The organism is Dokdonella fugitiva, from assembly GCF_004342425.1.
In the GTDB taxonomy this organism is placed as follows: Bacteria; Pseudomonadota; Gammaproteobacteria; order Xanthomonadales; family Rhodanobacteraceae; genus Dokdonella_A; species Dokdonella_A fugitiva.
Map to the genome: position 1 here is coordinate 14,331 of NZ_SLWQ01000016.1, position 14,882 is coordinate 29,212.

General features: G+C 68.3%; 11 protein-coding genes. 2 read left to right on the forward strand and 9 right to left on the reverse strand.

Annotation, left to right across the window (positions count from 1 at the left end):
* Window positions 1–9: 9 nt before the first annotated feature.
* From EV148_RS17940 to EV148_RS17970, 7 genes are all read right to left on the reverse strand, one after another.
* The gene (locus tag EV148_RS17940) at window positions 10–1,272 is read right to left on the reverse strand and encodes an OprO/OprP family phosphate-selective porin (RefSeq protein WP_132000233.1); all 1,263 of its coding nucleotides are present in this window, start codon (window positions 1,270–1,272) and stop codon (window positions 10–12) included.
* Window positions 1,273–1,378: 106 nt separating this feature from the next.
* Complete coding sequence (gene nth / locus EV148_RS17945; RefSeq protein WP_132000234.1) at window positions 1,379–2,023, reverse strand: endonuclease III; 645 nt, start codon at window positions 2,021–2,023, stop codon at window positions 1,379–1,381.
* Window positions 2,020–2,745: an RnfABCDGE type electron transport complex subunit B gene (locus EV148_RS17950; protein ID WP_241988144.1), complete on the reverse strand. Its 726-nt coding sequence runs from the start codon at window positions 2,743–2,745 to the stop codon at window positions 2,020–2,022. The genes nth and EV148_RS17950 overlap by 4 nt, the downstream gene beginning before the upstream one ends.
* Entirely contained in the window at window positions 2,735–2,965 is a 231-nt protein-coding gene (locus tag EV148_RS17955) for a hypothetical protein (RefSeq protein ID WP_132000236.1), read from the reverse strand. The genes EV148_RS17950 and EV148_RS17955 overlap by 11 nt, the downstream gene beginning before the upstream one ends.
* Before the next feature lie 11 nt (window positions 2,966–2,976).
* Window positions 2,977–5,187, reverse strand: coding sequence for a methionine--tRNA ligase (gene metG, locus EV148_RS17960; RefSeq protein ID WP_132000237.1), 2,211 nt, complete (start codon window positions 5,185–5,187; stop codon window positions 2,977–2,979).
* 241 nt (window positions 5,188–5,428) lie between these two features.
* Window positions 5,429–6,823 carry a hypothetical protein gene (locus EV148_RS17965; protein WP_132000238.1) on the reverse strand — a complete coding sequence of 465 codons (1,395 nt, stop codon included), beginning with the start codon at window positions 6,821–6,823 and terminating at the stop codon, window positions 5,429–5,431.
* A 244-nt stretch (window positions 6,824–7,067) separates the two neighbouring features.
* Complete coding sequence (locus EV148_RS17970) at window positions 7,068–9,692, reverse strand: proprotein convertase P-domain-containing protein (protein WP_132000239.1); 2,625 nt, start codon at window positions 9,690–9,692, stop codon at window positions 7,068–7,070.
* A 174-nt stretch (window positions 9,693–9,866) separates the two neighbouring features.
* Between EV148_RS17970 and EV148_RS17975 the strand changes: the two genes are divergently transcribed.
* Window positions 9,867–11,276 (forward strand): formimidoylglutamate deiminase, encoded by a 1,410-nt coding sequence (locus EV148_RS17975; RefSeq protein ID WP_132000240.1) that lies wholly within the window; start codon window positions 9,867–9,869, stop codon window positions 11,274–11,276.
* Window positions 11,277–11,468: 192 nt separating this feature from the next.
* Here EV148_RS17975 and EV148_RS17980 read toward each other — a convergent pair whose 3' ends face one another.
* On the reverse strand, window positions 11,469–12,701 hold the full coding sequence (locus EV148_RS17980; protein WP_132000241.1) for an alkaline phosphatase family protein: 1,233 nt from the start codon (window positions 12,699–12,701) through the stop codon (window positions 11,469–11,471).
* 72 nt (window positions 12,702–12,773) lie between these two features.
* Entirely contained in the window at window positions 12,774–13,376 is a 603-nt protein-coding gene (locus EV148_RS17985) for a cysteine dioxygenase (RefSeq protein ID WP_132000242.1), read from the reverse strand.
* 179 nt (window positions 13,377–13,555) lie between these two features.
* On the opposite strand from EV148_RS17985, the gene EV148_RS17990 reads away from it, so the two are divergent.
* Window positions 13,556–14,611, forward strand: coding sequence for an NADH:flavin oxidoreductase/NADH oxidase (locus EV148_RS17990; RefSeq protein ID WP_132000243.1), 1,056 nt, complete (start codon window positions 13,556–13,558; stop codon window positions 14,609–14,611).
* Window positions 14,612–14,882: the final 271 nt, after the last annotated feature.

Below are 14,882 nucleotides of genomic sequence, written 5' to 3' on the forward strand. Positions count from 1 at the left end.
TGCCGCGAATCAGAACATGATCTGAGCGCGCATCTCGAAGAGGCGCGGGTCGATATCGACGTCGCCGTCGATCGGCGCGCCGTAGCGCTTGGTGCTGTTCGCGAAGATGTAGTTCGCCTGCAGCTTGAAGTGCTGGCCGAGGTACCAGTTGGCACCGATGGTCAGGTCGTCTTCCTTGCCGCCGTAGACCGGGCCGTCGTTGAGGTCGACCGTGCTGTAACGGACCGCGACTTCGAACGCGCCGTAGTCGTGCATCGGGCGCACGTTGCCGATCGCGCCCTTGCCGTACGGGCGGCTTTCGCCGGTGAGCACCCACGAACATTGCACGTAGTAGCCGTCGCCTTCGAAGCTCGGCTTGCCGCGCGGGTCCGCGCTCACGGTCAGGTATTCGCCCTGCAACAGCAGCGGGCCGTGGATGTACGCCGCTTCGAGTCCGAGGCGCTTGATCGTGCCCGGGAACGCAAGGTTGCCGGTGTCGACGAGGCGATTGGTCAGCCCTGCTTCCGGACGGGCACGGAAGCGTGCCGCGGGGTTGGACACGACGCCGCGGCCGTCGGTGGTCGCGTCGCGGTCCTCGGTCGACCAGGCGAGGCCGAGGTGGAGCACGTTGCTCTCCTCGCGCGAGCCGGCGCCCGGCTGGCGGTTGAACGGGTTCCACACCACGCGCGCGGCTGGACCGTCGCCGTCGTTGTCGCCGTTGAGGTCGCCGCCCTTGAACCAGGCGAGGTAGAGCAGCCAGTTCGGGATCCCCGTGTACGTCCAGTCGGCGCCGATGCGGCGATCCATGTTGACCGCCTGCACCGGCAGCGCGCGCTCGAGGAACGTCGTCGCGCTCGAGCTGATCGTCTCTTCCCAGCCGACCGGCGTCTTGAACTGGCCGATGCGGAAGTCGCCGGCTTCCTTGTTGCTGTAGCGGATGAAGTTGTCGATCCACTTGCCGTGCACGCCGGCACCGGAGGGCGTCGTCTTGAAGCCGCTCACGGTGAAGTCGTAGCCGACGTTGAAGTCCCAGCCGCCCGGCAACTTGCCGTAGACGTTGAACTCCTTGCGGCGCCATGCGTTCGCATCCGGCAGCAACTCCGCGCCGTTCGTCGGGTTGTTCGTGTCGCCGGAAAAACGGTTGTAATCGTACTGGTACAAGCCCTTGAAGCCGAACTCGTAGCCTTCGGCCGGCTTCCATTTGGTCGGCCAGTCGCCGAGCAGGTCGTAGGCCAGCGCGTTGGTGCCGCAACCGCACAGCAGCACGGCGGCGATCGCATGTCGCAATGTCATGATGTCCTCGGGGCGTCGAAACTGGCGCGAAGTCTGGCCAGCCCCTGTTACGCTCCGATGACACGCGAACGCAGATTCGACGCGGTGTCGTGGAAATCGGGCTCGATCAGGCCGCGCTCGCGACGGTCTTGTGTCGATATGCGCACAGGTCGTTGACCGCGCACGCAGGGCAATCGGGCCTGCGCGCCTTGCACACGTAACGCCCGTGCAGGATCAGCCAGTGGTGCGCGTCCTTGCGGAATTCGTCGGGCACGACCTTGTTCAAGGTGTCTTCGACGGCGCGCACCGTTTCGCCCCGTGCGAGCCCGGTGCGATTGGAGACGCGGAAGATGTGCGTGTCGACCGCGATCGTCGGTTCGCCGAACGCGGTGTTGAGCACGACATTGGCGGTCTTGCGGCCGACGCCCGGCAGTGCCTCCAGCGCTTCGCGCGAACGCGGCACTTCACCGCCGTACTGCTCGACGAGGATGCGGCAGGTCGCAACGACGTTCTTCGCCTTCGCATTGAACAGGCCGATCGTGCTGATGTATCGCTTGAGCCCGTCCTCGCCCAGTTCGAGGATTGCCTCGGGCGTGTTCGCGACCGGGAACAGCTTCTTCGTCGCCTTGTTCACGCCGACGTCGGTCGCCTGCGCCGACAGGATCACCGCGACGAGCAACTCGAACGGCGTCGTGTAATCGAGTTCGGTGGTCGGGTGCGGGTTGAGTTCGCGCAGGCGGCGGAACAGCTCGACGATCTTCTCGCGCTTCATGAACCGTGCACGTCCTTCGCGCGGCGCGCCTTGCCGCGCGCGATCGCCGCGAGCACGGCGGCGCGGTCGATCGGTCGCTGGCCCGCCGTCGTAGCAACGCTGGTGCTTGCCGATGCGGTGGGAGCGGCTTCAGCCGCGATGTTCGCCGTGGCGGCATCAGCGCCTTGCAAGGAAAGCAGCGCGGCTGAAGCCGCTCGCACGGGATTTCGGGCAGCCGGATCCTTGCGCGCCATGCGCGCCTCGAAGCGCTTGCGCGCCGTGGCGGCGCGCTCGAGCACGCGTGCGCGCGGCAAAGGCTCCGCCGCGACCGGCACGAGCGCGATGCAGTCGACCGGGCAGGGCGGCAGGCAGAGTTCGCAGCCGGTGCATTCGTCCGCGATCACCGTGTGCATGCGCTTGGCCGCGCCGACGATCGCGTCGACCGGACAGGCCTGGATGCACTTCGTGCACCCGATGCAGACGTCTTCGTCGATGACGGCGACGATCGGCGGCGCTTCCATGCCGCACGCGGGATCGAGCGGCTTCGCAGCGACGCCGAGCAGCTCCGCGAGCGCGACGACGCCGTCGGCACCGCCGGGCGGGCAGCGGTCGATGTCGGCTGCGTCTTGCGCGATGGCGTCCGCGTACGCACGGCAGGTCGGGAAGCCGCAGCGCGTGCATTGCGTCTGCGGCAACAGCGCGTCGATCGCTTCGGCCAGCCGCGTGTTCGCTTCAGCGGCCACGGCGATCCCTTCGCGCGCGTGCGCAGGCATATGGCGTGCGTGCGTGATTCACGCGCGCGGCCGGCCCGGTATGCACGATGGCCGTTTCGTGGCAACGCATCATCACGGTCTGGCGCACGAGCAGCGCATCGAACACCCACGCCTCGACGCCGTGCGCGCGCAGCAACGCCTCGACGACGTGCGCCTCGGCGAAATCCGCGGACCAGTACGCGCGCCGCAAGCCGCCTCCGTCTACTTCACCGTCGCGCCGGGCTGCGCGCCGGCGTCGGCATCGAGCAGGAACAGGTCGTCGCCGCCGGAACCGGCGGAAAGGATCATGCCTTCCGATACGCCGAAGCGCATCTTGCGCGGCGCGAGGTTGGCGATGAACACGACATTGCGGCCGACGAGCTTTCCGGGTTCGCCGTAGGCGGCGCGGATGCCCGAGAAGATCTGCCGCTTGCCGAGTTCGCCCGCATCGAGTTCGAAGCGCAGCAGCTTGTCCGAGCCGTCGACGAACTCGCAGGCGAGCACCTTGCCGACGCGCAGGTCGAGTCTGGCAAAGTCGTCGATGGAAACGACGGGACTGACGGCCGATGGCTGGGGGCTGGCGGCGCCTGCCGCATCCTTGAGTGCTTTTGTGGGAGCGGCGGAAGCCGCGATGCTCTTCACCTCGGCTGCGCCCGTGTTCGCGGCTGAAGCCGCTCCTGCGGAAGCGGCGCCATCGGCGGGTTTCAGCGATTCCTTCGAGGCTTCGATCATCGTTTCGATCTTCTTCGGGTCGATGCGGGTTTGGATGTGTGAGAAGACGTTGATCCGATGTCCTAGCAACGGATTCAGGACGTCTGAGAATGCCTTGAATCTGACATTGAGGAACTCCTCCGCGCGCTCGACAGTCGCGGGGAGCACCGGTTTGAGATAGCAGGCGATCGCAGCAAACAGATTGATCGCTTGGGAACAAATGAGATGCAGCGCCTCTCGCTGGGAAGGATCCTTCGCTTTCTCCCAGGGCTTGTGCAGAGCGATGAACTCGTTCGCGTGGTCGGCAACGGCCATGATCTTGCGCATCGCCCCTGCGTAGTCGCCGGTTTCGTACAGCGCTACGCAAGGCTCGAGCATAGAAATGGCGAACGCATAGCGATTGCTTTCTGCGGCGATCTCATTTCCGAGAGTACTCGCGAGGCGGCCCTCGAAGAACTTGTGCACGAAGCCCGCGCAACGGCTTGCGAGGTTCACCCACTTGCCGACGAGGTGCGAGTTGACGCGCTCCTCGAACGCCTTGAGGTCGAGATCGAGATCGACCGGCGCGGCGGTGAGCATCGTCGCGAAGTAGTAGCGCAGCCAGTCCGGGTCGAGCCCGGCGTCGAGGTAGGTGCGCGCCATCACGAAGGTGCCGCGCGACTTCGACATCTTCTCGCCGTTGACGGTGAGATAGCCGTTCACGTGCAACGCGTCGGGCGTGCGCATGTTCGCGCCGCGCAGCATCGCCGGCCAGAACAGGCCGTGGAAGTTCACGATGTCCTTGCCGAGGAAGTGGTGCAGTTCCCTGGGCGAGGGCTGGGGGCCCGCGGACATGAAGTCGTCGAAGTACGCAGGCGTCAGGCCATTCTTCGCACCCGCTTCGCTCGCGCAGTACTTCTTGAAGCTCGCGAGGTAGCCGATCGGCGCGTCGAGCCAGACGTAGAAGAACTTGCCCGGCGCATCGGGGATCGGGAAGCCGAAATACGGTGCGTCGCGCGAGATGTCCCAGTCGCGCACGCCGCCCTCGGCGTCGAGCCACTCGCGCAGCTTTGCCGCGACCGACGGGTGCATCACGGGCGCACCGTCGGTGAGCTTGCCGGCGAGCCAGTCGCGCAGCATCGGCGCGAAGTCGCCGACCTGGAAGAAGTAGTGCTCCGAGTCGCGCAGTTCCGGCGTCGCGCCCGACAGCACCGAGCGCGGATCCTTGAGGTCGGTCGGCGCGTAGGTCGCGCCGCAGTTCTCGCAGTTGTCGCCGTACTGGTCCGGCGTGCCGCAGTTCGGACAGATGCCCTTGACGTAGCGGTCGGGCAGGAACATCTGCCGCACCGGGTCGTACAGCTGGCGGATCGAGCGCGCCGCGATGTGGCCGCCGGCCTTGAGCCGCCGGTAGATCTCTTCGGCGAGTTCCCTGTTCTCCGGCGAATGCGTCGTGTGGTAGCAGTCGTGCACGATGCCGAAGTCGACGAAGTCGCGCACGTGGCTGTCGTACATGCCGCGGATGAACTCTTCCGGCGTCAGCCCGGCCTTTTCCGCGGCGAGCATGATCGGCGTGCCGTGCACGTCGTCGGCCGCGACGAAATGCACCGTATCGCCCGCCATGCGCCGCGCACGCACCCACACGTCGGTCTGGATGTAGCCGAGCAGATGGCCGATGTGCAGCGGGCCGTTCGCGTAGGGCAGGGCGTGGGTGACGAGGACTTGCTTGGGTTTCGGCGCACTCATGCGTCGCGGTTTCCGCTCGTTGCTGCAAAGCGGAATTATGGCATGGGGGCCGCATCCTGCGTCGCCCGCGGAGTCGGGCCGGTGGGGCGCCCTGGCGGCTGCAGTCTGCCTCCACATGTCGTTGCAGGGCCGAGGGAGGGCCGCGCCCTCCCTTCGCGTGTGGCCCGGGCGGACCTCGCCCCCCGGCCGACCATCCCGACCCGCGATTCGACCGTGCGGATCGGGAGGCGGCCGCGGCAGATCAGTCGTCGAAGCCGTCGGCGAAGATCTGGTCGAGCAGCAGGCGGGCCGCGCCGAAGTCGTAGTTGGCGCCCGTCTTGAGCCAGCTGCCGGCGATATAGATGCCATCATGGAAAACATGCACGTCGGCGACGACGTCGCTGGTGTGGATCAAACCGAAGTCGATCTGGCTGATCAACAGGTCGGCCGTGCCGTTCGGGCGGTAGCGGCCGATGAGCCAGTCGCCGTCGCCGCCGCTCGGCGTGTAGTTCGCCGCGACGACGTAGCCGACGTTCGGCTGCACGGCGACGCTCTGGAACGTCAGCGAATCACCGTCGGTCACGATGGAGTAGCCATTGGTGCCGTCGCCACCGCTGAAGCTGGTGTCGTAGGCGCAAGTCGAACCGCGGCGCTTGGCGATGAGGCCGCTGTGCACCGTGCCCGACATCTGGGCGTAACCGACCGTGATGAGGTCGTCTTCGCCGCCGCTGCCCGGCACCAGCGCGAGGTCGAGCAGTTCGGTATCGCGCGAGTCGCTGCCGTCGACCGAGAACACGCACTCGTCGGACGGCGACAGGTGGTCGACGGTTCCGTCCGGTTCCAGTCTCACGATCAGCGCCGAGCTGTCATTGCCGCCGACCACGTCGGTCTTGCCCACAGCGACGATCTTGCCGTTGGAGGCGATCGCGACCGCGTTGATCTGGTGACGGATGAAGTTGCCCGTGCGCATGATCTGGATGCCCGAGCTGCTCAGGCCGAAGCTGTGGTCGAGCGCGCCGCTCGTTTCGAAGCGCATGAATGCGGCATAGGTGTCGGCCACGTTGGCGACCGCCGTCGTGCCCGCCATGACGATCTTGCCGTCCGGCTGCACGGCCATGCTGTAGGGGATGTCGCGGCTCAGCGACGGCCCGGGTTCGATCGATGCGGTCACGCATTGGGTCAGCGTGGAGTTGAACAGCAGCGGCACGCCCTGGGTCGAGAAGGCACAGAGGACGAAGTCCCAGTTGTCGACGGTGGTCTTCTTGTAGCCGCCGACGAGGAGGCTGTTGTTGCGCATCACGATGCCGGCCGTGTTGAACAGTTCGCCTTGCGACGTCTGCGTGATCGCGCGGCCGTCGTTGCCGAAACTGGTGTCGATGAGGCCGTTCGGCAGCAGGCGCGTGACGCCGATGCGTGCAATGCCATTGGCGTCGCGAACGGTGCCCGAGATGTACATCGAGCCGTCCGGACCGATCACGCTGGCGTTGGCGTAGTCGACCATCGAGCCGCCGTAATCGAATGCGATCGGCGATTTGCCGGAGTTGAACAGTCCCCAGTTCGTGTCGAGCGCGCCGTCGAGCGGCAATGCCGTCGCGACGCCGGCCTGCAGCAGGCCGCAGGCGAGCAGGGTGCGGAACATCGTGGTGTGGGTGGCCATCGCGGTACTCCCTTCGTGCGCGTCGGAATGAGCGCTCGGGCTTGCATACGGGAGGGGGATGGCCCAGGGATCATGGCCGCGAGGGGAATTTCCCTCACGGGTGGGGATGTGGATGCGCTCGGGCAGCCGTGCAACAGCTTTTCGCCGGAATGACGGCGCGCCTGAACAGGGATCGACGCGACGGGATCAGCACAAAAAAGGGGCCGCTCGGAGCGGCCCCTCGAAGTCTCGTGCCGGCGACTGCTTACGGTGGCGGCAGTTCGAAGCCGTCCGCGAAGATCGTGTCGTCGACCGCGACGACCGGAATCAGGCACCATTCGGTGAGCGTGCCCGTGTCGGAACCGGCGTTGTCGGACACGTTGAGCGTCCACGTTCCCGCGAGCGACAGCCCTGCGAACGGCGCGAGGCCGGGCGCATTCGGTGACAGCGTGCCGCCGATCGCCGGCGGCGTCGAGTTGCAGGCGTTCTCCACGGGCGAAGCCGCGGCATCGTCGAGTACGACGTCGATGTCGTCGCCGCTGCAGCCGAAACCGCTTCCCGTATAACCCGGGCGATCGATGACCGCCGAGCTCGCCGCGCCCTTCGACAGCGTGAACTTGAGGTCGCCGACATAGGTGTGCGTGGCCTTGATCGACAGCGTGAGCGAGGTGATCTCCGACGTGTCGCTCACCGTGATCGTGTCGTTCGCGCCCGCCGGGTTGTTGTCCGGGATCGGGAGCGCCGGTGCGTGGCAGATCACATTGGCGGTCGTGAAGCTGAATGCCGTCGAGAACGTCCCCTCACCGCAGGCATTCGTCGGCTTCACATGCCAGTAGTACGTCGTGTTCGGGTTGAGGCCGCTCGCGGCGTAACTCGTCGTCGTGATGTCGGCTTGGGTCGCGACGATGTTCGAGAACGCGGGATCGGTCGCGATTTCGATCGTGTAGCTCGCCGCGCCGGCGAGCGCGTCCCAGCCCAGCGTGGGGTTCGTGCTGACGCCGGTCGCACCGTCCGCCGGCGCGGTGAGCGTGACGCTCGAAGACAACGCCTCGGCGACGGTCAATGGCAACGGCTTGTTCACCGTGTCCGCGCCGCTCGTGCCGGTCACCGTCAGCGCATAGCTGCCCGGCGCGACGCCGGAAAGGCCGCCGAGCGTGAGCACGGACGCCGCCGTCGGCGGGGTCAGTGACGAAGGCGCGAACGCCGCCGTGCTCGGCGCCGGATTGCCGGTGGCGGAGAGGGCGACCGTACTGCTGAAGCCGGCGTCGTACGTCGCCGACAGGTTCACGGTCGCGCTGTTGGTCGTGTTGCATACCGCGACCGAGGTCGGATCGAGCGTGAAGTTGAACGGCGTCATGCCGATGCCGTCGATCGCGGTCGCGCCCGTGCCGGCCGGGTCGAGCCAGTCCTTCATGCGCGTCGTCGGCGTGCCTTCGCCTTCCCAAGCGACCGCGAGCTGGCCGTAGAAGTCCGACAGGCTCGAACCCGTGGCACCGCAGAAGGACGGGCCACCGCTGAGGACGCCGACGAAGTGCTGGCTCGCGTTGTACAGCGGCGAGCCCGACGAACCCGGTTCGGTCACGTTGGGTGGCAGCGAAGGCGGTTGCGGCGAGGGAATGTTCGGCAGGATCGGCGGGGTCGGATCCCAGAACGCATGCCAATGCGTGTTGGTGCCGCCGGAAATGCCGCCGAGCTGGAAGTCCTGCTCGACGAAGGTGATGCGCTTCTCGTCGACGTTCGGGTGGTGGATCGTCGCGCACTGGCCGGCATCGGAGTTCGCATTCGGGCCGGGCGTGCAGTGCGCGGGCGTCGAGCTGCGGTCCCATCCGGCCCAGTACAGGTTCCATGCCGGATCCGGCGTGCCGTTGAGGCGCACGACCGTGTTGTCGGAACAGACCGCGCCATTGGTGCAATCGGCGCCGCTGAACGGATTGCGCGTGCGTGCAAGGAAGGTCGAGCCGCTGCTCGTCGTCGTGGGTCGCGGCACCGGGACGCCGCTCGCCGCGCTGCCCGGCGTACGGCAGGTCGGCGACTCGTAGTTCCAGTAGACGACGATGCCGGCCGGGTTCCCGACCACATTGCAGTGGCTGGCGGTCATGAAGAGCATGCTGCGGTCGTTCGACGTGTTGTTCACGAGCGAACCGGTGCAGGTATCGACGCCGGAGATCGTGTACGCGCCCACCGAGCGGCGCGGGTTGTTCCACGGATCGGACGCGTCCATGCAGGCGACGTCCATGTTGCAGGCGCCCGACTGGATCGCGTCGGGCGAGCAGGCCGACTTGCCTTCGCCAGCGACGTGCATGTCCGGCTGGCGGTAGCCCTTGCTGCGCGTGCCGAAGCCGCGATAGCCCTGGTTGATCTTGCCGAGCACGAGTTCGACCTGGTCGCGCTCGGCGGTCGCGACGTCGAGTTCGACCATGACGTCGGCAGACGCGATGATCGGCGTCCACAGCTGGCCCAGCGCGTTGTGCGAGGCGGCGTCGTACGGACCGGCGAGTTGCCCGTGGTCCTTGCTCGCATAGATGAACACGCGCGCGCTCGCCGGGACGTGGAAGCGCGTGAAACCGAAATTGAGCGAGGCGGCGTCCTGCGCCTGGACGCGGTAGCGCCAGATGCTGCGATCGCCCTTCTGCTCCCACGTGCCGCCGGTGTGCACGTCGACGTTGCCGTCATGCGCGATGGCGAAACGCATCGGGTTGCCGGCGGCTTCCCGTATCGCGTCTTCCTCCGCGATGGTCTGGAGGTCGAGCGCACCGAAATGCGCGGTGGCGACCTCGTCGATGGACTTGAACCCGGCGCCGAATCCGGCTGGCGTGGCGCCGCCCGTTGCTGCGGCCGCGACACTCGTGGCGAGTGCCAGTGCGGCGGTGAGGCATTTGTACTTGAGCATGTTCATCCCCGATCAGCCCAGACAAAGTTCCCCCTGTCCGGCCAGCCTAGCACCGTATCGTCGGGTGGGGGTCCGGCCACGGGACGAGACGGCGCGAGACGCGCGGATGAGTCGCGCGCTGGAAACGGCGCGCGTGCGCGGCTAGGCTCGCGGCTTTGCAGCGACGGACCGATCATGCCGACCCATCTCCATGCCGCACACGCCTGGTTGCCGGGCGGATTCGCGCGCGACGTGCAGTTCGTCGCCGGCGCGCCGGGCCCGTCCGCGCTGGCGTCGGTGCGCGCCGATGCCACCCGCGACGCCGCGGCGACGTCCGTCCAGATCGTCGTGCCGGGCATGCCGAACCTGCATTCGCATGCGTTCCAGCGCGCGATGGCCGGGCTCGCCGAACGGCGCGCGCCGCAGCAGGCGGAAGACAGTTTCTGGAGCTGGCGCGAGGTCATGTATGCGTTCGCCGGGCGCATCGGCCCGGAGGACCTGCGTGCGATCGCGGCCCAGCTCTACGTCGAGATGCTCGAAGCCGGCTACACCCAGGTGTGCGAGTTCCACTACCTGCACCACCAGCCCGATGGACGGCCGTACGACGATCCCGCGGCGATGTCGCTCGCGCTGGTCGAGGCGGCGCGCGAAGCCGGTATCGGCCTGACCCTGCTGCCCACGCTGTACATGACCGGTGGTTTCGACGGACGCCGCCTGTCGGACCGGCAGCGCCGCTTCAGCCACGACGTCGACGCCTACCTGCGCCTGCTCGAACGCCTGCGCGCGCTCGACGAGCCAGCCTTGAACGTCGGCATCGCGCTGCATTCGCTGCGCGCGGTGCCGGCTGACGCGATGCGCGCGGTGCTCGACGCGATCGACGCGATCCCCGCCCATCGGCGCCAGCGCGCGGTCGAGCGCATGCCGGTACATATCCACATCGCCGAGCAGATCGGCGAAGTCCAGGATTGCCTCGCGATCCGCAATGCGCGTCCGGTCGAGTGGCTGCTCGATCACGCGCCGGTGGATGCACGCTGGTGCCTCGTGCACGCGACGCACCTCAGCGAGGCCGAGACGCGTCGGCTCGCGGCCAGTGGCGCCGTCGCCGGACTGTGCCCGACCACGGAAGCGAACCTCGGCGACGGCCTCTTTCCGCTGCGCACCTATCTCGACGAAGGCGGCGCGCTCGGCATCGGCTCCGACAGCCATATTTCGGTGTCGCCGGTGGAGGAGCTGCGCTGGCTCGAGTACGGCCAGCGCCTCGTCACGCGCCATCGCAACATCAGCGCCAGTGCGGCGCAGCCGAGCAGTGGCGAGACCTTGTTCGCGCATGCGCTCGCCGGAGGTGCGAAAGCGGCCGGTGGCGCGCTCGCCGCGTTGGCGCCCGGCCATCGCGCCGATATCGTCGTGCTCGACGACGCGTCGCCGTTGCTCGCCGGGCGTTCGCCGCAGCAACTCGTCGACACCTGGCTGTTCGCCGGCAACGCGAACCTCGTGCGCGACGTCATGGTCGGCGGCGAATGGGTCGTGCGCGAGCACCGGCATCGCGATGCGGAGCGCATCGCGCGGCGTTATCGCGGGGTCGTCGAGCGGCTGGCGCGCGCGTAGCCACGGGGCGCGCGAATCGGTACGGTTCCGCGGAAGGAGCAATGGCGCGGACATGGACGGATAAGCCCCGGGTGGCAGCGCAACGCCGACCGCGACCGCCGCAAACGCGAAACATGCAATCCACTTCGCGGAAACGACGACGCCTGGAAGGACGCGCGTTTTCGCCGGAGAGACGGCGCGCCGGCGGTCCCGTCAGCGCGCGTCGTCGCGGAGCAGCCCGGCCACGTGGGCGAAGTCGCCGTCGTTCGGGCGTGGCGTGATGCCGAGCAGCTTCGCGAGCAGCGGATAGACGTCGACGTTGTCGAAGCCCGGCACGACCGTGCCACGGCGGAAATCGGGGCCGCGCGCGACGAACAGCGCGCGCATCGACGGGTCGTCGTTGTCGTAACCGTGCTCGCCGGGCGAATAGCGGCCGCCTTTCTCGTCGTAGCCGTGCGAGGTGATGCTGCCGCCGTGCGCGGCGAGGCAGAGCAGGGACGGGATGCGGGGATTGGTGCCGTAGTGCAGGCGTGCGGGCAGCTCGCCCTTGCGCCAGCATTGCATGTGCGGATGCGGCTGCAGCAGCGCGCGCTCGACTTCGGCGGTCTTGCCTGCGTGCGGTTCGATGCCGGCGAGGATGCCGTAGTTGACGACGTCGATGTCGGCGAGCGGCACGAAATCGTCGAGGTAGCTGCGCGCATCCGGCGATGTCGCGGCGAGGCCATGGTCGGAGACGACGACGACGTCGGTCACGTCGAGGCGTCCGCGCCGGCGCAGGCCGTCGACGAGCCGCGCGAGCGCCTCGTCGACGTCGCCCAGCGCGGCATCGACCTCGGGTGAATCCGGCCCGTGCTCGTGCCCCTCGTGATCGACCTGGTCGAAGTACAGCGTGAGGAAACGCGGTCGCCGCGCCGCGGGCAGGTCGAGCCACGCGAGTACCTGGTCGACGCGTTGGCCCGCGGTGACCTTGGCGTCGAAGGTCTTCCAGTAGCTCGGCAGCACGCCGGTGATCGCGACGCTCGAGCCGGGCCAGAACATGGTCGCGCTGCGCACGCCATGCTTTTCCGCCGACACCCACAGCGGTTCGCCTCCCCACCAGCGCGGATCCTCGATCGTCGCCTGCTCCTTGTAGACGAAGCCGTGCGAGAACGCGGGATCCGCCATGCGGTTGTGGATGATGCCGTGATGGTCCGGGTAGAGCCCGGTGACCAGCGTGTAGTGGTTCGGGAAGGTCAGGGTCGGAAACGAAGGCTTGAGTGCCTCGGCGCGCACGCCATCGGCGGCGAGCGCGGCGAGCGTCGGGGTATGCCCGCGCGCGAAGTAGTCGGCGCGGAAGCCGTCGATGGAGACGAGGATCAGCGCCCGGTCATCGGCGCGCCGTGGCGCGATGTTCCCGCACGCGGCGACGACGAGGCAGAGCAGGGCGACGAGGATGGAGCGGCGCATCGAAGGTTCCGCGACGATCGAGCCGCGTATCGTCACCGAAAACGCGCGTGCCTGCCTAGCCCGGGGCCGGACTCAGCTCGCGCGCATCGCGCCGATGCGGCCGTCGACGTGTGCACGCGTCGGCACGGGCACGTAGCGGCCACCGCGGCCGACGTCGAAGTTGCGGTAGCCGTCGAGCAGCCCGCCGTAGACATGCAAGGTGACCGCGGCGCGGCGCGCGGAGAGGTTGGTGCAGCGGTGCGCATGACCCTGCGTGCCGAGGAATGCGCAGGACTGCCCTTCCTCCAGCACCGTGGTGGCGACGTGGCGCAGCGCGCCGTCGTGGCCGAGCTCGTAGTCCTCGACGCTGAGCGCGCCCTGCAGGACCATCTCGATGCCCCACAACCCCGCATGATCGTGGATCGGCGTCGCGTGGCCCGCCGGCCAGACCATCACGAGGCCCGTGTAGCGGCCATCGCGCTCGCATTCGTATAGCCAGCGCGTGAACCGCTGCGGATGCTCGTCGCAGATCGCGCGCAGTGCACGCCGGTCCTTCGGTGAATACCAGACCGCTTCGCGCAGGCGGGCGTGGACGCGTTCGAGCGCGGCACGATCGAAGGTCGCCGTCGCATCGCCGAGGCAGGACGCCATGCAGGCCCGGACACTGCGCGTGACATCGAGATCGATCGACAACATGCAAGCCACCCCGGTCCGTATCCGATGTCCACTGCATCACAGTCTTCGTTAAGGCTTCGATAAGTGCGCCGCGCCGGCCGGCACTGTTGCTCGAACGACGCTCAACATTTGCTGTTAGTGCGTTGATTTGTCGTGGATCCGACCGGATATGATGCGCGACCCATCGGTGAGGCGCGCGCATGTCCCTGTTCGATCCCTTGACGCTCGGCGACGTCGTCCTGCGCAACCGCATCGCGGTGTCACCGATGTGTGAGTACTCCGCCGTCGACGGCATACCGGACGACTGGCACCTCGTGCACCTCGGCAGTCGCGCGGTGGGCGGTGCCGGGCTCGTCTTTACCGAAGCGACCGCGGTATCGCCCGAAGGGCGCATCTCCCCGGGCGACACCGGACTCTGGAACGACGCGCAGCAGGCGGCGTGGGCGCGCATCGCCGCGTTCATCGCCGCGCACGGCGCCGTCGCCGGCATCCAGCTCGCGCACGCCGGACGCAAGGCGAGCACGGACGCGCCGTGGCGCGGCGGCAAGCCGCTGCAGGGCGATGCCGCGTGGACAGCCGTCGCGCCGAGCGCGATCGCGTTCGACGAAAGCCATCCGGTACCGCGCGCGCTCGACGAAGATGGCATCGCCGGGGTTATCCACGATTTCCGCGCGGCCGCCGCGCGCGCGGCTGCGGCCGGTTTCGGCGTGATCGAAGTGCACGCCGCGCACGGCTATCTCATCCACGAGTTCCTGTCGCCGCTGTGCAATGCGCGCGAGGATCGCTGGGGCGGCGACCTGGCCGGCCGCGCACGCCTGCTGCGTGCGGTCGTCGCGGCGGTTCGCGAGGCCTGGCCACGCCCGCGTCCGCTGGTCGTGCGCGTGTCCGCGACCGACTGGGCGCCTGGCGGCTGGGACATCGACGAATGCGTCGAACTCGCGCGGTGGCTGCGCGATGACGGCGTCGACCTCGTCGACTGCTCGTCGGGTGGCGCCGTGCCGCACGCGAAGGTGCCCGCCGCGCCGGGTTACCAGGTTCCGTTCGCGGCGCGCATCCGCCGCGAAGCGGGCATCGCCACGGGCGCGGTCGGCCTGATCACGACCGCCAGGCAGGCGAACGAGATCATCGAGCGCGGCGACGCGGACCTCGTCCTGCTCGCGCGCGAAATGCTGCGCGACCCGTACTTCCCGCGCCGCGCCGCGGCCGAACTCGGCATCACGATCGAAGCGCCGCCGCAGTACCGCCGCGCCTGGTGAGCGACCTTGTACGGCGGGTCGAGCGCGCAGCGCGAGTCCCGCCGCATCCTTGCGACAAACCCGTGGCGCTTCGGCGGCACGCGCGTCGCGCGTACCGCCCTACGCGTGCGCGCAGGCCTTGTAGGGCGGGTCGAGCGCGCAGCGCGAGTCCCGCCGCATCCTTGCGACAAGCCCGCGGCGCTTCGGCGGCACGCGCGTCGCGCGTACCGCCCTACGCGTGCGCGCAGGCCTTGTAGGGCGGGTCGAGCGCGCAGCGCGAGTCCCGCCGCAT

What these genes read in the sequence shown, in the direction of transcription:
- EV148_RS17940 (WP_132000233.1), bottom strand. Translation starts at nt 1,272, where the DNA reads ATGACATTGCGACATGCGATCGCCGCCGTGCTGCTGTGCGGTTGCGGC.
- nth (WP_132000234.1), bottom strand. Translation starts at nt 2,023, where the DNA reads ATGAAGCGCGAGAAGATCGTCGAGCTGTTCCGCCGCCTGCGCGAACTC.
- metG (WP_132000237.1), bottom strand. Translation starts at nt 5,187, where the DNA reads ATGAGTGCGCCGAAACCCAAGCAAGTCCTCGTCACCCACGCCCTGCCC.
- EV148_RS17965 (WP_132000238.1), bottom strand. Translation starts at nt 6,823, where the DNA reads ATGGCCACCCACACCACGATGTTCCGCACCCTGCTCGCCTGCGGCCTG.
- EV148_RS17970 (WP_132000239.1), bottom strand. Translation starts at nt 9,692, where the DNA reads ATGCTCAAGTACAAATGCCTCACCGCCGCACTGGCACTCGCCACGAGT.
- EV148_RS17975 (WP_132000240.1), top strand. Translation starts at nt 9,867, where the DNA reads ATGCCGACCCATCTCCATGCCGCACACGCCTGGTTGCCGGGCGGATTC.
- EV148_RS17980 (WP_132000241.1), bottom strand. Translation starts at nt 12,701, where the DNA reads ATGCGCCGCTCCATCCTCGTCGCCCTGCTCTGCCTCGTCGTCGCCGCG.
- EV148_RS17985 (WP_132000242.1), bottom strand. Translation starts at nt 13,376, where the DNA reads ATGTTGTCGATCGATCTCGATGTCACGCGCAGTGTCCGGGCCTGCATG.
- EV148_RS17990 (WP_132000243.1), top strand. Translation starts at nt 13,556, where the DNA reads ATGTCCCTGTTCGATCCCTTGACGCTCGGCGACGTCGTCCTGCGCAAC.